We start from the raw sequence: 16,778 nt of genomic DNA on the forward strand, positions 1-16,778 counted from the left end.
GCCGTGTTGTGTCCATAAGGGCGGAACGTGGTCGGCGCAACAAAGTTAGCGGAGGATATGGCCAAGAAAGACGGGGTCATTGAGATCGAGGGCGTTGTGAATGAAGCGCTGCCCAACGCGATGTTTCGTGTTGAGCTGAGCAACAAGCACATCGTTCTTGCCCATATCTCAGGAAAAATGCGCCAGCACTATATTCGTATCCTTCCTGAGGACCGAGTTGTGGTGGAGCTGAGCCCTTACGACCTCACCCGTGGTCGCATCGTCTACCGCTACAAATAACCACAACTGTTATCACGCAAAGGAATGCCATGAAGGTCAAGCCGAGCGTCAAGCAGATCTGCGACAAATGCAAGGTGATTCGACGTAATGGTCGAGTCATGGTGATCTGCGAGAACCCGCGCCACAAGCAGCGTCAGGGCTAGTCTTTCCTCTTCCTAGAGGCAAGATCCCGGGCAGCCGCTCACGCAAGTACATATAGAAAGACAGCACAAGTTGGACGAAGGCGGATTGTATCCGCAACCGGCCAACGGACCCCCGGTCGGAGGCCGGGGCCGCATTGAGGAAAATGCGGGTGTACTGTCTACGACCTCCGGTTTACACAAGGAGCAGCCACTATGGCACGTCTCGCTGGCGTAGACCTTCCCCGCGAAAAGCGGTTGGAAGTAGCGCTTACATACATTTACGGCGTGGGCAAGACCCGTGCAACGAAAGTCCTAGCTGACACGGGGATTTCCCCGGACGTCCGCGTCAAGGACCTTTCTGACGCTGAACTCGTTCAGCTGCGTGACAACATCGAGGGTAACTACAAGGTTGAGGGTGACCTTCGCCGCGAGGTTGCAGCCGATATCCGCCGCAAGGTCGAAATCGGTAGCTACCAGGGTATCCGCCACCGTCGCGGAATGCCCGTGCATGGCCAGCGCACGAAGACCAACGCTCGCACCCGCAAGGGTCCGAAGCGCACCGTCGCTGGCAAGAAGAAGGCCGGCCGCTAAATCGCCCTTGCCGGTGTGAAGAGTTGTCTAACAACTTTTTACAGAATCTGGCAAGCGTGGACTCAAGCGTCCGCCGACCCAAATAAACTTTCGTAGGAGAATAAAATGCCCCCAAAGACTCGTGGAGCGGTTCGTAAGCCGCGTCGCAAGGATAAAAAGAATATTGCGCTGGGCCAGGCGCACATCAAGAGCACTTTTAACAACACCATCGTTTCCATCACGGATCCGTCCGGTGCAGTCATCTCGTGGGCCTCGGCCGGCGAAGTCGGCTTCAAGGGCTCGCGCAAGTCAACTCCGTACGCTGCACAGATGGCTGCTGAAGCCGCTGCCAAGCGCGCTCAGGAGCACGGCATGCGTAAGGTTGACGTGTTTGTAAAGGGTCCGGGATCGGGCCGCGAAACGGCCATCCGTTCGCTGCAGGCTGCTGGTCTTGAGGTTGGCTCCATCTCGGATGTCACCCCCAGCGCCCACAACGGCTGCCGTCCGCCCAAGCGACGTCGCGTCTAGCGAGACTCCAGTGCTGCAAAGTTGGCCTTCACCGATGGTGAAGGCCAACTTCGCCGCCGTTAAGTCTCGTCAGCCGCCATTTCCACTACCTGTGTTGCGTCATATAGCGGATGCTCGCTGAAAGGAAACCCCAGTGCTCATTGCACAGCGCCCCACCCTATCCGAAGAAGTAGTTTCCGAAAACCGGTCCCGGTTCGTTATTGAACCGTTGGAGCCCGGCTTCGGCTACACCTTGGGAAACTCACTCCGCCGGACCCTGCTGTCCTCCATCCCTGGCGCTGCTGTTACCAGCATCCGCCTCGACGGAGTCCTGCATGAGTTCACCACGGTCCCCGGTGTCAAGGAAGATGTCACTGAGATCATCCTGAACATCAAGGGCCTGTCCGTCTCAAGCGAGCATGACGAGCCTGTCGTCGCCTACCTGCGCAAGCAGGGCCCCGGCGTCGTCACGGCTGCTGACATTGCACCGCCGGCCGGTGTGGAGTTCCACAACCCTGACATGCACATTGCAACGCTGAACTCGAAGGGCAAGTTCGAACTTGAACTGACCATCGAGCGCGGCCGCGGCTATGTCTCGGCAGCTCAAAACAAGAGTGCAGATTCAGAGATTGGCCGTATCCCGGTCGACTCGATCTACTCTCCCGTGCTGAAGGTGACTTTCCGCGTGGAGGCCACCCGTGTCGAGCAGCGTACTGACTTCGACAAGCTCATTGTCGACGTTGAGACGAAGCAGGCCATCTCTCCCCGAGATGCCATCGCCTCGGCTGGAACTACGCTGGTTGAACTCTTCGGGCTGGCCCGTGAGTTGAACACCGCCGCTGAAGGCATCGAGATCGGTCCGTCCCCGACGGACGCCGCACTTGCTGCTGACATGGCGTTGCCGATCGAGGATCTGGACCTAACAGTCCGTTCCTACAACTGCCTCAAGCGTGAGGGCATCCACTCCGTGGGTGAACTCGTTGCTCGCTCCGAGGCTGACCTGATGGACATCCGCAACTTTGGCGCGAAGTCCATTGACGAGGTAAAGGCAAAGCTGGTTGAACTGGGACTGTCTCTGAAGGATTCTCCTCCAGGGTTTGACCTGGCCGCCCGTGCCGCAGCCATCGATGAGAACGACGACGCCTACGGCGACGACGAACTCTAAAGACGAACAACAAATTTTCTTAATCGCCCGCAGCCAGCACAAGTGATGTGCTGGCGGTGGTGCGGTTAATACTTGAGGAGAAACACCATGCCAACCCCCGCAAAGGGTCCCCGCCTCGGAGGCGGAGCGGCTCATGAGCGCCTGATGCTCGCGAATCTGTCCGCTTCGCTGTTTGAGCACAAGCGGATCACCACCACCTTGACCAAGGCCAAGCGTCTAAGCCCCTATGCAGAGCGACTGGTCACTTTCGCTAAGCGTGGAGACCTGGCATCGCGCCGCCGCGTTTTGGGCCTGATCAGCAACAAGGGCATTGTCCATGAGCTGTTCACGGACATTGCCAAGGCTGTGGAGAACCGTGAAGGCGGTTACACCCGCATCACCAAGATCGGCAACCGCAAGGGCGACAACGCCCCCATGGCCGTCATCGAGCTAGTTCTGGAACCGGTTAGCCCCAAGCAAGCCGTCGTCAAGGAAGCTACTGCAGCTACCACTAAGGCAGCTCCGGTTGAAGAAGCACCTGTTGAAGAAGTAGTTGAGACCGAGGTTGTAGAGCAGGACGCTACCGCCGAAGTTGAAGAAGCAGCTGCCGAAGAAGCCAAGTAGAACCCAAGCACTTGCCTTGAGTTCAGGCTAGAAGGGCCCGTCATCCGTTAGCGGATGGCGGGCCCTTCTGCATTGGCGCGTGAGTCCTGATGGCGTACTGAAACGATAGAATTGTAACCATGCATAACCCTCACCTTTCCCCTGAAGAGAGAGGCCTTGTCCGGGCCCGTCTTGATATTGCGTACGACGGCGGCCCGTTCAGTGGGTGGGCGGTGCAGCCCACTTGTAGGACGGTGCAGGGGGTGCTGGAGGAAGCTATGGCCATGATCCTGCAGCGACCCATTAGGTTGACCGTGGCAGGGCGCACTGACACCGGCGTGCATGCGCGTGGACAGGTTGCTCACTTGGATCTGACGCCAAGTGAATGGGATGGGCTGCTGCGGGGGGAGGATGTGCGCCCGGAGCAATCACTCAAGCGCCGACTAAACGGCGCGTTGGGTCGCGTGCTGCTCGATCACCGCGGCTCGGTTCAGGTCCAAAACGCAAGCCGTGCGTCGGAAGGTTTCGATGCGCGGTTCTCTGCGCTGCGGCGGCGCTATAGCTACCGGATCGCCGATGGGGCTACTTCGCGAGATCCGCTTCAGCGTGCGGTGACGCTGTGGCACCAGCGTGAGCTGAACGTGGAGTTGATGAATCTGGCTGCCGCACCCTTGTTGGGGCTGGCAGACTTCAGGGCCTTTGCCAAGCCACGCGAAGGGGCCACGACGGTGCGCACATTGGAGCGTTTTGAGTTTAAACGTGGAACAGATGGTGTGATCTTCGTCAATATTGCGGCGGACGCGTTTTGCCACAATATGGTCAGGGCCCTCATTGGTGCTTCTCTGCGAATAGGGGAGGAGACACAAGAAGTTGCTTGGATGCATCAGAGGCTGCTGGCCGGGGTCCGGGATGCGCAGTCCACTTTGGCGGCTCCTCATCCCCTGGTTCTAGAAGAAGTGAGCTATCCGCCTGATTCCGAACTACTTGCCCGCGCCACGTTGACGCGGACCAGAAGGGCGCTGCTGGATGAGGTGGGGGTCGACCTCACCGGACGCCAGGACGTGCCTGCGTCCTCGCTTTGACCCGGGCCGGTTATTAATAGTATTGTGGGTAGTCGTTGTGCGTGTCCTATCTCGATACCACACGCCCGTTGAAGGTCCGGTTGCAGGACGCCAACTCAATGGGTGTCATCGAGAAGTGTATGGATAACTGGTGTTAGAGCCCTCACCTCTGTTCCGGTAAACGCATAGATAGCAGGTGTCAACCATCTGTGACACCACCTAAGAACAAGAAACGAAGGCAAAAACCGTGCGTACGTATACCCCGAAGCCCGGCGACATCAACCGTCAGTGGCACATCATCGATGCCAATGACGTTGTCTTGGGCCGTCTTGCCAGCCAGACCGCAACACTGCTGCGTGGAAAGCACAAGCCGACCTTCGCTCCCCATATGGATATGGGCGATTTCGTCATCATCATCAACGCCGAGAAGGTGGCCTTGACCGGCGCCAAGCTCGAGCAGAAGCGTGCCTACCGTCACTCGGGTTACCCGGGCGGACTCTCCAGCATGAACTATGCAGAACTGCTAGAAACCAACCCGGTGCGGGCAGTGGAGAAGGCCATCCGTGGCATGCTCCCGAAGACCTCGCTGGCTGCTTCGCAGATCGGCAAGCTCAAGGTTTACCGCGGTTCTGAGCACCCGCATGCTGCTCAGCAGCCTAAGACGTTTGAAATCACCCAGGTCGCCCAGTAGTCCTGGCCACCAACCCAATATTTATCAAGGAGAATCGTGGCTCAGAACACTGAAGAGCTGAACACCGAAGCCGTTGTGGCCGAGGAAGAAGTTTTGACCAGCTACACCAGCGAAAGCGCATCCGCCGCCGACGCTGCCCCCAAGAAGGAACGCCCGGCACTAACCGTGTCCGGAGCAGCTGTAGGACGTCGCAAGCAGGCTATTGCCCGCGTACGCGTCGTTCCCGGTACGGGTAAGTGGATTGTAAACGGCCGCGAGCTGTCCAACTACTTCCCGAACAAGTTGCACCAGCAAGAAGTCAACGATCCGTTCCGTCTCCTGGACCTCGACGGCGCATACGACGTTTGGGCTCGCATCCACGGTGGTGGCCCTTCCGGCCAAGCCGGGGCATTGCGTCTGGGCGTTGCTCGCTCGTTGAACCAGATCGACGAGGAGAATAACCGTGCCATCTTGAAGAAAGCAGGCTTCCTGACTCGTGACGCTCGCGTTATCGAGCGTAAGAAGGCCGGTCTGAAGAAGGCCCGTAAGGCTTCGCAGTACTCCAAGCGCTAAATCCCGCGCTTACCAAAAAGCCCCCGTTCGTTCAGAGCGGGGGCTTTTTGTGTCTCTTGAGCAGATTTGGCTCTACAAGCGCTAAATTCAGTGCTTCAACAAAAGTCCTCGACCGCCTTGTGGCCGGGGGCTTTTGTTCTGCCAAGGCTAAACGTAGGCAGGGCGTTTTTTAGCCATGCGATATCCGCAGGGCAAGGGTGGCTGAATTGCTGTTCCAATGATTTAGAATGAACAGGATGTCTAGATTATTTGGAACAGATGGTGTCCGCGGATTGGCTAATGGCCTCCTGACGGCAGAACTTGCTTTGTCCCTTGCCCAGGCCGCCGCCGTCGTGCTTGGCCATGATCAAATGAGTGCCGGCAAGCGCCCGCGTGCTGTTTTGGCGCGTGACCCCAGAGCGAGCGGTGAGTTCATTGGCGCAGCCGTCGCTGCGGGCTTGGCGAGCGCTGGTGTTGACGTGTACGACGCGGGCGTTCTGCCCACGCCTGCCACAGCATTTTTGATCGCCGATTTGGGAGCGGACTTTGGCGTGATGATCTCCGCCTCCCACAATCCGGCTCCGGATAATGGGATCAAGTTCTTTGCCCGTGGTGGCACTAAGCTCGCCGATGACGTGGAGGACGCCATTGAAGAGCAACTCCAGCGAGACGCCTTCCGTCCAATCGGCGTCGACGTGGGTCGAATTCAGCGCTTCGCCGACGCCGAGGACAGATACGTTGTGCATCTGCTCGGTACCTTGCCTAACCGGCTTGATGGGCTTAAAGTCGTTTTGGATTGTGCCAATGGAGCTGCGAGCGGGTGCTCACCGCAGGTGTTTACGGACGCTGGAGCCAGCGTTACGGTCATCGGTGCCGATCCTGACGGGCTGAACATCAACGACGGTGTAGGGTCCACGCACATGGCAAAGTTGCAGGAAACGGTGCTGGCAACCGGTGCTGACCTGGGAATCGCCCACGATGGGGACGCAGACCGGTGCTTGGCCGTTGACCATGAAGGCAACGTGATCGATGGGGACCAGATCATGGCCGTTCTGGCACTGGCGCAGAAGGCTGCTGGAGAGCTTAAGGACAACGTCCTGGTGGCTACCGTGATGAGTAACCTAGGCTTGAAGATTGCGCTGCGTGAGGCGGGGATAACAATCCGCGAAACCGCAGTTGGCGACCGCTATGTTCTAGAAGAAATGCGCCGAGGAAATTACACGCTGGGCGGTGAGCAGTCCGGTCACGTGATCTTTTCTGAATATGCGACTACCGGCGATGGTCTCCTCACCGGGCTTCAGCTCGCCTGCCAGGTTGCCAAGACAGGTAAGTCCCTGCAGGAGCTGGCCGGTGCCATGACGAAACTCCCACAGGTGATGATTAACGTCAAGGATGTGGACAAGAACCGGGCTGGGATCGTGCTAGCCGTCAAGGCGGCAGTTGCCAAGGCTGAGGCGGAGCTTGGCGAGACTGGACGAGTGCTACTGCGCCCTTCGGGCACGGAGCAGCTGGTGCGTGTCATGGTGGAAGCTGCCGACCTTGCTACAGCTGAAAGAATCTGTAATGACCTGGTGCTGGTAGTGAAAACAGAGCTTTCACTCTAAAATAACTTCATAAGCAAGGAGGCGGCAACCCGAATGGGTTGCCGCCTCCTTGTCTAATAGCTTGTTTAGACGAATGGGGAGTGTTGACCACCTGAGGGCGCGGCCTTGAGCGCATCACGGATTTCAGTGAGCAGTTCAATCTGAGGATCAACTGCTGGTTCTTCGTCCTTGATGCCGAGCTTCGCATTGCGACGGGCGATCATGTGATTCATCGGAACAACAACCATAAAGTAAATGGCTGCGGCAACAATGAGGAAATTGACCAAGACGGTCAGGAAAACACCGAACTTGATGTCGACGCCATTGATGCCAACAACTCCGAAGCTGTCGAAGTTAGCAGCACCAAATAATGCGGCGATCAGCGGCATTAATATATTTTCTACTAATGAATTGACCACCGCTCCAAATGCGGCGCCAATGACGACGGCTACGGCAAGGTCTACGACGTTGCCCTTCATTATGAAATCTCTGAATCCTTTGAGCATGGCACTAAACTACCCCACTAAACACTTCAATGGGTGGAGGGTCGAAGTGTTTTTTAGCTCTTAGCTTCTATTTGTAACTGGGAGCTCCAAGGCTCCCCAAGTATTGCTCGTAACTGCTGATACCGCGGACGGCCATATCCCGTGCCACGGATATACCGACAAAGCGCAGATGCCAAGGTTCGTAAAGGTAACCGGTGAGAGCCTCTTCGCCCTGAGGATACCTGATTATAAATCCATACTCCATACCATGGGCACCCACCCATTTGGCCGCTGCGGAGCCTGCCATGCACGAAGTGAACTCGCACTCCGCCGGGACGTTTGCGTCTCCGATATCTAGGGCAAGACCGGTTTGGTGTTCGGAATAACCGGGACGAGCGGAGGTCTTGTCCGCTTCAGTCTGGCCCTTTTGTTCAACATAGTTCTCGTACAAGGATATTTGCGTGAGAAAAGAGCGGTAACTACTTTGGATCGTGATGGTCACCCCATCAGCGGCAGCGGCGGCAAACATTGTTTCCACAGCAGCAGCTGCATTCTTGCGCAGAAGAGGAGGATCAGGAGAATCAGTGCGAACATTGGGCGTCGTGAGGTCCGCAGGGATGAATGTTTTGGGTATTAGCTCATGATGTTTGTTCACCAGTACCACGGTGCTTTCCGGGTTGGCCACGTCCCACAGCCCTGATTCAGGCACAGACACTGTTCCAGTCGCAAACAATGCTTGGATGGGGGACGTTGCTGCCGCGCCGGCGACTAGTAAGTGGATGGGTTGCGAAGGATCTGACTGGCCCTTATCCGACCCAGGAGAGTCGGCGCTGACGGCGAGCGGTAACTCTGGCGCCGCCGTCGTACGTGGAAAAGTGCCCGGTGTGAATGCGATCCCCGACGAGACTACCGCGCAAGCGCCCACAACTGCGAGCAGTACCCCCGCTGGCCGCGGCCACGTGAAGGCCTGGCGGACACGTTCCCCTACGCTGCCGGATCCTCTGCGTGAAGAATGGCTGCTGGGCATGCGGGCCTAGACCTTCCTCAGTAGCATCCGACGGATTGAATGATCTGAATCTTTGGTGAGCACCAGCTGCGCGCGGCCGCGGGTGGGCAACACATTTTGGAGCAGGTTGGGCTCGTTGATGCTCTTCCAGATTCGCGTGGCGGTCGCCACTGCTTCGGCGTCCGAGAGGCCGGCGTATCGGCGGAAATACGACTCCGGGTCGGAGAACGCGCCGCTACGCAGGGATCGGAAACGGTCGATGTACCACTGCTCGATGTATTGCGTCTTTGCATCAACGTAGATGGAGAAATCAAAAAAATCACTGACGGCTAGCCCTGAACGCCCATCAGGACGGGGCCGAGCAGCGGCTAGCACGTTCAAACCCTCAACGATGAGTACGTCCGGACGGTGAACTACCACTTCTTGGTCCGGGAGGATGTCGTACGTTAAGTGGGAATACATGGGTGCGCGGACTTCGTCTGCTCCGCTCTTGACGGTGCTGACGAAACGGAGGAGAGCCCTGCGATCGTAGGACTCGGGGAAGCCTTTGCGGGCGAGAAGTCCACGGCGTTCCAACTCGGCGTTGGGGTAAAGGAAGCCGTCGGTGGTGACGAGCTCCACGTTGGGAGTGTCAGGCCAGCGGCGAAGCATTTCACGAAGAACCCGCGCGGTGGTCGACTTTCCCACGGCAACCGAACCAGCGACGCCGATGACGAAAGGGGTGCGGTTTCCGTGTTCGCCCAAAAACGTGGTGGTGGCGTTGTGTAGATGCCCAGCAGCACCCACATAGAGATTCAGAAGGCGGGAGAGAGGTAGGTAGACGTCCCGGATTTCACGCATGCTCAACTGTTCGCCCAGGCCTCGGAGTCGTTGCACATCCTCTTCGTTGAGGGGCTGCTCTATTTTGTTGGCCAGCCTGGACCACGTTTGTCGGTCAAGCTCGACGAAGGGAGAAGCGCCTTCGCCGTTGCCGGACTCGGATTTTTGCGATGTCACACCCTGATTCTGCCTTGTTTGCCTGCCTCGGGGAAATGCGAGCGTGGCGATGGGAAAACGGGTGGTGGATGGCTCTCATTCTGGCAGTGTCGCTAGAAGGTAGGATGTCCTGTGGATTGCCGAGGCATTATGATTAGTTTTCATGTGCGGAATTGTAGGCTACGTCGGAACTGCCCCGGCCAATGGAACATCGTCAAGCCGGGACCATCAGGCGCTGGACGTTCTCATGGAAGGCCTTCGCCGACTCGAATATCGGGGCTATGACTCTGCCGGTGTGGCGGTCGTGGCAGACGGCGGCATCGCTATGCGCAAGAAGTCCGGCAAGTTGGCAAACCTGATTGCCGAACTGGCGGAGAACCCGATGCCGGACTCCCTGACGGGTATTGGCCACACCCGGTGGGCAACTCATGGCGGCCCTACTGATTTGAACGCCCACCCCCATGTGGTTGACGGTGGCCAACTTGCCGTGATTCACAACGGCATCATTGAAAACTACGCTCCACTGAAGGCTGACCTCCTGAAGCAGGGCTACAGCTTTGTTTCCGAGACAGACACCGAAGTCGCTGCAGTTCTCCTAGGCTCGATCTACCGTAAATTGACGACGACGGCGGGGGCCGCGTTGGGTTCCAAGGGTGCCGACTCCGCACTCACGCAAGCGATGGCGCTGACCGCGCGTCAGTTGGAGGGTGCCTTCACGCTCCTAGCCATCCATGGCGAACAGCCCGGCGTCGTGGTAGCGGCCCGTCGGAATTCACCACTGGTGGTAGGACTCGGTGATGGGGAGAACTTCTTGGGCTCGGACGTTTCCGGGTTTATTGACTACACGCGTCGTGCCGTTGAACTCGGTCAGGATCAAGTGGTTACCATCACTGGTGACAGTGTGGATATCACCGACTTCTTTGGCGCTCCGGCCCAAGGTAAGGAATACGTCGTCGACTGGGACGCGTCTGCGGCCGAGAAGGATGGCTATCCCTCATTCATGGAGAAGGAGATCAACGATCAGCCCGATGCCGTAGCGGCAACGCTGCTGGGCCGTTCTGATCTTGAGGGAAAACTGACCCTTGATGAGATGCGCATTGACCCGCAGGTGCTCAAGACCATCAATAAGATCATCGTGCTTGCCTGTGGAACCTCAGCGTATGCCGGACAGGTCGCCAAATACGCGATCGAGCACTGGTGCCGCATCCCCACAGAGGTGGAACTTTCTCACGAGTTCCGTTACCGGGACCCGATTGTGGATGAAAACACGCTCATTGTTTCTATTTCCCAATCAGGGGAGACCATGGATACCCTCATGGCCGTTCGTTACGCCCGTGAACAAGGCGCCAAGACGATCTCAATTTGTAATACCAACGGGTCCACCATCCCGCGCGAATCCGACGCTGTGCTGTACACGCATGCCGGACCTGAGATCGCAGTGGCCTCGACCAAGGCGTTCTTGGCGCAGATCACTGCCACCTACCTTTTGGGCTTGTATTTGGCACAACTGCGCGGCAACCTGTTTCAGGGCCAGATCAAGGACATCCTCGCTGACCTGGCGAAGACCCCAGCGAAGATCGCTCAAGTCTTGGCGAATGCGGCTCAGATCAAGGACTTGGCCCTTAGTATGGCCAATACCCGTACGGTTCTTTTTCTAGGCCGACACGTGGGATATCCCGTAGCGCTGGAAGGGGCCCTCAAGCTCAAGGAACTGGCGTACATTCATGCCGAAGGCTTTGCCGCTGGCGAGCTCAAGCACGGTCCAATCGCACTGATAGAGGAGGGGCAGCCAGTTTTTGTTGTGGTGCCGTCTCCTCGGGGACGCGATTCGCTGCACGCCAAGGTTGTCTCCAACATCCAGGAAGTGCGGGCCCGGGGAGCCATGACCATTGTGATTGCTGAGGAAGGCGATGAATCGGTACGTGAGCACGCAGAGCATGTGTTCTATATCCCCGAAACCACTACTTTGCTGGCACCTTTGCTAACCACCGTGCCACTGCAGATTTTTGCGTGTGCCCTAGCCACCGCCAAGGGTTACGACGTCGATCAGCCACGGAACTTGGCTAAGTCGGTCACTGTCGAGTAGTTCCTCGAATCAGTTGTCGTTGCTGTGGGCGAGATAGGCTGGAGTCATGATTATTGGCATTGGTGTGGACGTCGTTGACATAGAGCGTTTCGGGCGCCAGCTTGAGCGCACACCGGGGTTGCGCGACAGATTGTTTGTGCCGGCAGAGCGGGGGCTGAACACGCAGTCGTTGGCTGCGCGTTTCGCCGCTAAGGAGTCCGTGGCCAAGGCCTTGGGTGCGCCGGCGGGTATGAATTGGCAGGACTGTTGGATAGGCCTGGATGAGCATGGACCTACCGTGAACGTCAAAGATACCGTTGCTGCCGTTGCGAAGGCCAAGGGTATCAAGCACTGGCACTTGTCCATGAGCCATGACGGTGGTATCTCCACGGCCATGGTGATCGCGGAGAGCTGAAGTGCTGCGCGCCTACACAGCCGCAGCAATCCGCGCCGCGGAGCAACCGCTCCTGGACGCCGGCCACGGCCCAGCTCTCATGCAACGTGCGGCGTATGGACTGGCCGAGGCCGTGGTCTCTGTGCTGCACGAGCGGGATGTAGGTGTATACGGTGCGCGCGTCGTGTTATTGATTGGTTCCGGTAACAATGGCGCAGACGCCCTCTTTGCTGGTGCGCGCCTCGCCGCTCGGGGAGTCCGGACGACGGCGCTGCTCACCGGGGGGCGGACGCATGGGGACGCGTTGGTAGCGTTTGGCCGCAGCGGTGGCCGCGTGCTGAGCGCACCCGAAGATGAAAATAAGTTTCTCTCCGAAGCGGCGCGAGCAGACGCGGTGGTGGACGGACTGCTGGGTACGGGTGGGCGCGGTGCACTAACGGATTCGACCGCCGCTATTGTGGCACGCTTGAACGAAATAAAGCAGAATGCAATAGCTGGGATGGGCACGGGGCTTGCCGTGGTGGCGTGTGATTTGCCCAGTGGTATAGATGCGAGCACTGGGGAAGTTTACGGTCCGGTGCTAGCAGCAGATGTGACGGTAACGTTCGGCGCGGCTAAAACGGGACTGTTATGCCCACCCGCGGAACAATTATGTGGCCAGCTGGTGGTGGTTGATATTGGTCTGGATGACTTTCTGGGCGAACCGGACGCTTACCGACTTCTGAGCGGTGACGTGGCTGAGCTGTTACCGCATCCGGCGACAGACGATCAGAAATACACTCGCGGTGTGGCCGGGATAGTGGCTGGCTCAGCGCAGTATCCCGGCGCTGCGCTCCTGGCGGTCGCGGCGGCGTCTGCCTGCGGCCCAGGCATGGTCAGATATCTCGGCGACCCAGCGGTCTCTGCGGCTTTACACGTGCGCAATCCGGAGGCTGTCTGCTCGGACCAAATCCCATCCCAGGTCAGAGTGCAGGCATGGCTGGTGGGCCCCGGGATCGACGGAGATTCGGCCCAGCTAGCGCGGGCGCAGCATGCCATGGGCTCAGGTCTGCCCACAGTCGTCGACGCTGGCGCACTGCCACTTGTAAGGGCCGCAGATACCGAGGATTCCAACCACAATGGCGTCTTGGTGTTGACCCCACACGCTGGGGAACTCGCTACGTTGATGACACGTCTGGGTGCCGATACGACGCGTGCCGATGTCGAGGCATGCCCGCTGGCCGCTGCTCGGAAGGCCGTCCAGCTTACTGGAGCCACTGTGATTTTGAAGGGGCCCACCACGGTGGTAGCCGCACCCAACGGGACGGTATTCACCCAAGCCGACGGCACGGCGTCGTTGGCTACGGCAGGCAGCGGTGACACTTTGGCCGGAATTTTGGTGGCCTTACTGGCTATGGGGGCTGGAAGAACACTCCCCAACCGCCACCTTCTCGGTGGCACGGCTACGGAGAACGTGGCAGTGGCGTCAGCGCTTGGAGCAGTGTTGCACGGACGGTTGGCCCGTATCTCCCCCGCGGAGCCTTTGAACGCAGGGATGCTGGCCGCACGAATACCGCGGGTGTGGGGCGAACTAATAGCAACTAATTGAAGGCGCAGCCAGGGAACTGTGGCAGGAAAGGCTCTATCTTCGCGGGACCGCACTGGTGCGGAAGAAGCGAATTTCAGCCCATCCGTCTTCCGAGTTCGCCGATTCATAAATAGTGGAATTCCATGTTGACGGGGCGCAATCACTCTGCCTGGGAGGGTCTAGCAGGGCCACCTTGGTGCAGACCGTGGCGCAGATTCGGTGGCAAGATGAGAAACATGACGTATAAAGCTGCGCACGACCGCTATGAGACCATGCCCTACCGTCGGATAGGCCGAAGCGGATTGAAGCTGCCGGCGATCTCACTGGGTCTGTGGCATAACTTTGGTGACGACAAGAACTTCCAAACGCAGCGAGACATCCTGCGCCGCGCGTTTGACTTAGGTGTTACGCACTTTGACCTAGCCAACAACTATGGCCCCTCTGAAGGCGCCGCCGAAACCAATTTTGGCAGGCATTTCAAAGACGATTTTGCCGCCCACCGGGATGAACTCATCATCTCTACTAAGGCTGGTTACTTGATGTGGCCGGGCCCGTACGGGGAGTGGGGCTCGCGTAAGTACATGCTCGCGAGTCTGGACGCATCGCTTGAACGCATGGGCCTGGATTACGTGGACATTTTTTATAGCCACCGTCCCGATCCGGAAACGCCGATGGAGGAAACCATGGGCGCACTGGATACGGCAGTGCGCTCGGGCCGCGCACTTTACGCGGGCATCTCCTCATACACTCCAGCCCAGACTCTTGCGGCCGCTAGCATCTTGAAGGAGATGGGCACCCCGCTGCTCATCCACCAGCCCTCTTACTCCATGCTTAACCGGTGGACTGAGAACGGAGATCCTAACCTTTTTGAAGCGCTCGACGCCGTCGGGGCAGGATCCATTGCCTTCTCGCCGTTGGCTCAAGGCATGCTGACGGATCGCTACTTCAAGGGTGTACCTGCTGATTCCCGCGCTGCCCAGGAGCATTTTTTGCACCAACATGATCTCACAGAGGAGAAGATGACCCGGGTCCGGGCCCTGAATGACATCGCAGCCACACGCGAGCAATCGCTGGCTCAGATGGCTATCGCGTGGATTTTGCGCGAGCAAACCAAGGGAAGCCCTGTCACCTCGGCACTCATCGGGGCATCCAGCGTTTCTCAGCTGGAAAACAATGTGGCAGCTATCAACAACCTGGCCTTTACTGAAGCTGAACTGACTTCCATCGACGAGTTCGCTGTGGAATCCGATATCAACCGCTGGGCACAAAAGTAGCGTTCAGTTGCTCGCCGATGTGACGGGGCAAGAAGGCATTTCTTGCCTGAGGGAACAGAATCGGTGGAGCCAGCGTTGACTAAGATGGTTAGGACGCCGTTGGGGCGTCAGGTCCGGTCTAAAAGCCGCGCGAGGAACGATGAGAAAAAATATTCGTCATTTCCCGCTCTGCGAACCATCACGACGACGTGAGCCGGGGCCGAGTAATTTTTAGAAGGAGTTCCGTGTCCAATCATCCTATTCGGGTTGCAATTATCGGTGTGGGGAACTGTGCATCGTCACTGGTGCAGGGGGTCCATTACTATCAGGATGCCGATCCTGCGCTAAAGGTTCCTGGCCTTATGCACGTGGAGTTCGGCAAGTACCACGTCAATGACGTGACCTTTGTGGCTGCGTTTGACGTGGACAGCAAAAAGGTCGGCCTTGACCTCTCCGATGCCATTGGTGCTAGCGAGAACAACACCATCAAGCTCGCTGATGTGCCCAATCTGAATGTTCCCGTCCTGCGCGGACCCACCCTCGACGGCCTGGGCAAGTACTACAGGGAGACCATCGTTGAATCCGATGCAGAGCCCGTTGACGTAGTTGCCACACTCAAGGACCTTGAAGTCGACGTTCTGGTCTGCTACCTGCCTGTTGGCTCGGATGCAGCCGCTAAGTTCTACGCACAGTGCGCTATCGATGCGGGCGTCGCGTTTGTTAATGCGCTGCCCGTATTCATCGCTGGAACGAAGGAATGGGCAGATAAGTTCACCGCAGCCGGCGTGCCGATCATCGGCGATGACATTAAGAGCCAGCTCGGGGCCACTATTACCCACCGCGTTATGGCCAAACTCTTTGAAGACCGTGGCGTCATTCTGGACCGTACGTACCAGCTCAACGTTGGTGGCAACATGGACTTTAAAAACATGCTTGAGCGCGAGCGCCTTGAGTCCAAGAAGATTTCCAAGACCCAGGCCGTCACCTCCAATACCTCAGCGGTGTTGAGCGCGGATGACGTTCATATTGGTCCGTCCGATTACGTTGCTTGGCTTGATGACCGCAAGTGGGCCTTTGTGCGTCTTGAAGGCCGCAACTTCGGCGACGCCCCTGTTTCCTTGGAATACAAGTTGGAAGTGTGGGATTCGCCCAACTCCGCCGGTGTGATCATCGACGCCGTTCGTGCTGCCAAGATCGCTTTGGACCGTGGCATCGGCGGACCGATCCTCTCCGCCGCGAGCTACTTCATGAAGTCCCCGCCGGTCCAGCACGCTGACGACGAAGCCCATGAGCTCGTCGAGGCGTTTATCCGCGGTGACATCGAGCGCTAACCCGCCCCCGACGCTCGGTTAGATTCGGGTGTCTTTTGTGCGACGCTCGGTTAGATTCGGGTGCTAAAAGCGGAATGCTCCCTACCTTCTGTAGGGAGCATTCCGCTTTTAAGCTTCTATTTTAAGCTTCTATTTCGTGGTCGTTTCCGGTTCAGTGGTGAGTGCCGAAGGTCCCTAACTGCTTGGGTTCGGGAGAACTTTAGCTTCCGGAAGAAAAGCCGGACGCGACGGAGGGATCCGCCCAGCCTTCAAACAGCGCCTGTTTAATCTGGCGCAGCGCCCCGGCAAAGTCTTCGGCCAAGTCCTCGTGGGTGAAAGTCAAGACGGTCCAGCCAGCTCGCTGAAACGCCTTGTCGCGGCGGCTGTCACTGAGCTTTTGCAAGTCGTCGCGATGATGGCCGCCGTCATAGTGGATGGCGATACGCCGCGCCCTGTAGCCAAGATCAGCTGACGGCGCGTTCGGCTGGGCCCACAAGGTGAGCTGCAAGTCCGGTTCCGGCAGTCCGGCGTTGAACATGGCTAGACGCAATAGTGTCTCCGGGCCGGAGTCCGCACCGACTCTCATATACTCGAGGGCCTCTCGCGCCCGAACGATCCCTTGCAGATTCTTG

The 16,778-nt window shown here is 58.1% G+C and carries 19 protein-coding genes; 15 read left to right on the forward strand and 4 right to left on the reverse strand.

Annotated features, from left to right (window positions below):
- The first annotated feature begins 57 nt into the window (after positions 1–57).
- The 10 genes from infA (at position 58) to glmM (ending at position 7,112) form a co-directional block, all read left to right on the forward strand.
- The gene (infA, locus tag LOH53_RS12900) at positions 58–279 is read left to right on the forward strand and encodes a translation initiation factor IF-1 (RefSeq protein ID WP_230068201.1); all 222 of its coding nucleotides are present in this window, start codon (positions 58–60) and stop codon (positions 277–279) included.
- 29 nt (positions 280–308) lie between these two features.
- Positions 309–422 carry a 50S ribosomal protein L36 gene (gene rpmJ / locus LOH53_RS12905; protein WP_011775570.1) on the forward strand — a complete coding sequence of 38 codons (114 nt, stop codon included), beginning with the start codon at positions 309–311 and terminating at the stop codon, positions 420–422.
- A gap of 192 nt (positions 423–614) precedes the next feature.
- A complete protein-coding gene (rpsM, locus tag LOH53_RS12910; protein ID WP_230068157.1) occupies positions 615–992 on the forward strand; it encodes a 30S ribosomal protein S13 in 378 nt (125 codons plus the stop codon).
- Between the two features lie 105 nt (positions 993–1,097).
- A complete protein-coding gene (gene rpsK, locus LOH53_RS12915) occupies positions 1,098–1,499 on the forward strand; it encodes a 30S ribosomal protein S11 (protein ID WP_230068158.1) in 402 nt (133 codons plus the stop codon).
- A 133-nt stretch (positions 1,500–1,632) separates the two neighbouring features.
- Complete coding sequence (locus LOH53_RS12920; protein ID WP_054012278.1) at positions 1,633–2,643, forward strand: DNA-directed RNA polymerase subunit alpha; 1,011 nt, start codon at positions 1,633–1,635, stop codon at positions 2,641–2,643.
- A gap of 87 nt (positions 2,644–2,730) precedes the next feature.
- On the forward strand, positions 2,731–3,246 hold the full coding sequence (gene rplQ, locus LOH53_RS12925) for a 50S ribosomal protein L17 (protein WP_230068159.1): 516 nt from the start codon (positions 2,731–2,733) through the stop codon (positions 3,244–3,246).
- Between the two features lie 119 nt (positions 3,247–3,365).
- Positions 3,366–4,307, forward strand: coding sequence for a tRNA pseudouridine synthase A (locus tag LOH53_RS12930; RefSeq protein ID WP_230068160.1), 942 nt, complete (start codon positions 3,366–3,368; stop codon positions 4,305–4,307).
- 226 nt (positions 4,308–4,533) lie between these two features.
- The gene (rplM, locus tag LOH53_RS12935) at positions 4,534–4,977 is read left to right on the forward strand and encodes a 50S ribosomal protein L13 (protein ID WP_230068161.1); all 444 of its coding nucleotides are present in this window, start codon (positions 4,534–4,536) and stop codon (positions 4,975–4,977) included.
- 36 nt (positions 4,978–5,013) lie between these two features.
- Positions 5,014–5,529, forward strand: a complete 516-nt coding sequence (rpsI, locus tag LOH53_RS12940; protein WP_230068162.1) for a 30S ribosomal protein S9 — start codon at positions 5,014–5,016, stop codon at positions 5,527–5,529.
- A gap of 236 nt (positions 5,530–5,765) precedes the next feature.
- Positions 5,766–7,112 carry a phosphoglucosamine mutase gene (gene glmM, locus LOH53_RS12945; protein ID WP_230068163.1) on the forward strand — a complete coding sequence of 449 codons (1,347 nt, stop codon included), beginning with the start codon at positions 5,766–5,768 and terminating at the stop codon, positions 7,110–7,112.
- Between the two features lie 65 nt (positions 7,113–7,177).
- Here glmM and mscL read toward each other — a convergent pair whose 3' ends face one another.
- From mscL to coaA, 3 genes are all read right to left on the reverse strand, one after another.
- A complete protein-coding gene (mscL, locus tag LOH53_RS12950) occupies positions 7,178–7,597 on the reverse strand; it encodes a large conductance mechanosensitive channel protein MscL (protein ID WP_230068164.1) in 420 nt (139 codons plus the stop codon).
- A gap of 67 nt (positions 7,598–7,664) precedes the next feature.
- On the reverse strand, positions 7,665–8,603 hold the full coding sequence (locus tag LOH53_RS12955; RefSeq protein WP_230068165.1) for a M15 family metallopeptidase: 939 nt from the start codon (positions 8,601–8,603) through the stop codon (positions 7,665–7,667).
- A gap of 6 nt (positions 8,604–8,609) precedes the next feature.
- Positions 8,610–9,578 (reverse strand): type I pantothenate kinase, encoded by a 969-nt coding sequence (coaA, locus tag LOH53_RS12960; RefSeq protein WP_230068166.1) that lies wholly within the window; start codon positions 9,576–9,578, stop codon positions 8,610–8,612.
- Between the two features lie 142 nt (positions 9,579–9,720).
- On the opposite strand from coaA, the gene glmS reads away from it, so the two are divergent.
- The 5 genes from glmS (at position 9,721) to LOH53_RS12985 (ending at position 16,167) form a co-directional block, all read left to right on the forward strand.
- Positions 9,721–11,643 (forward strand): glutamine--fructose-6-phosphate transaminase (isomerizing), encoded by a 1,923-nt coding sequence (glmS, locus tag LOH53_RS12965; RefSeq protein ID WP_230068167.1) that lies wholly within the window; start codon positions 9,721–9,723, stop codon positions 11,641–11,643.
- A 46-nt stretch (positions 11,644–11,689) separates the two neighbouring features.
- Positions 11,690–12,037, forward strand: a complete 348-nt coding sequence (locus LOH53_RS12970; RefSeq protein WP_230068168.1) for a holo-ACP synthase — start codon at positions 11,690–11,692, stop codon at positions 12,035–12,037.
- 1 nt (position 12,038) lies between these two features.
- Positions 12,039–13,604, forward strand: a complete 1,566-nt coding sequence (locus tag LOH53_RS12975) for an NAD(P)H-hydrate epimerase (protein WP_230068169.1) — start codon at positions 12,039–12,041, stop codon at positions 13,602–13,604.
- Between the two features lie 215 nt (positions 13,605–13,819).
- Positions 13,820–14,857, forward strand: a complete 1,038-nt coding sequence (gene mgrA / locus LOH53_RS12980) for an L-glyceraldehyde 3-phosphate reductase (protein WP_230068170.1) — start codon at positions 13,820–13,822, stop codon at positions 14,855–14,857.
- 224 nt (positions 14,858–15,081) lie between these two features.
- Positions 15,082–16,167, forward strand: a complete 1,086-nt coding sequence (locus LOH53_RS12985) for an inositol-3-phosphate synthase (RefSeq protein WP_230068171.1) — start codon at positions 15,082–15,084, stop codon at positions 16,165–16,167.
- Between the two features lie 199 nt (positions 16,168–16,366).
- Here the strand turns inward: LOH53_RS12985 and LOH53_RS12990 are convergent, their stop codons facing one another.
- Positions 16,367–16,732, reverse strand: a complete 366-nt coding sequence (locus LOH53_RS12990; protein WP_230068172.1) for an endonuclease domain-containing protein — start codon at positions 16,730–16,732, stop codon at positions 16,367–16,369.
- Positions 16,733–16,778 lie beyond the last annotated feature (46 nt).

The sequence above is a fragment of the Arthrobacter cryoconiti genome (assembly GCF_020905375.1).
In the GTDB taxonomy this organism is placed as follows: domain Bacteria; phylum Actinomycetota; class Actinomycetes; order Actinomycetales; family Micrococcaceae; genus Specibacter; species Specibacter cryoconiti.

Coding starts and splice junctions, on each gene's coding strand:
- infA (WP_230068201.1), top strand. CDS start 58: ATGGCCAAGAAAGACGGGGTCATTGAGATCGAGGGCGTTGTGAATGAA.
- rpmJ (WP_011775570.1), top strand. CDS start 309: ATGAAGGTCAAGCCGAGCGTCAAGCAGATCTGCGACAAATGCAAGGTG.
- rpsM (WP_230068157.1), top strand. CDS start 615: ATGGCACGTCTCGCTGGCGTAGACCTTCCCCGCGAAAAGCGGTTGGAA.
- rpsK (WP_230068158.1), top strand. CDS start 1,098: ATGCCCCCAAAGACTCGTGGAGCGGTTCGTAAGCCGCGTCGCAAGGAT.
- rplQ (WP_230068159.1), top strand. CDS start 2,731: ATGCCAACCCCCGCAAAGGGTCCCCGCCTCGGAGGCGGAGCGGCTCAT.
- LOH53_RS12930 (WP_230068160.1), top strand. CDS start 3,366: ATGCATAACCCTCACCTTTCCCCTGAAGAGAGAGGCCTTGTCCGGGCC.
- glmM (WP_230068163.1), top strand. CDS start 5,766: ATGTCTAGATTATTTGGAACAGATGGTGTCCGCGGATTGGCTAATGGC.
- mscL (WP_230068164.1), bottom strand. CDS start 7,597: ATGCTCAAAGGATTCAGAGATTTCATAATGAAGGGCAACGTCGTAGAC.
- LOH53_RS12955 (WP_230068165.1), bottom strand. CDS start 8,603: ATGCCCAGCAGCCATTCTTCACGCAGAGGATCCGGCAGCGTAGGGGAA.
- glmS (WP_230068167.1), top strand. CDS start 9,721: ATGTGCGGAATTGTAGGCTACGTCGGAACTGCCCCGGCCAATGGAACA.
- LOH53_RS12970 (WP_230068168.1), top strand. CDS start 11,690: ATGATTATTGGCATTGGTGTGGACGTCGTTGACATAGAGCGTTTCGGG.
- mgrA (WP_230068170.1), top strand. CDS start 13,820: ATGACGTATAAAGCTGCGCACGACCGCTATGAGACCATGCCCTACCGT.
- LOH53_RS12990 (WP_230068172.1), bottom strand. CDS start 16,732: ATGAGAGTCGGTGCGGACTCCGGCCCGGAGACACTATTGCGTCTAGCC.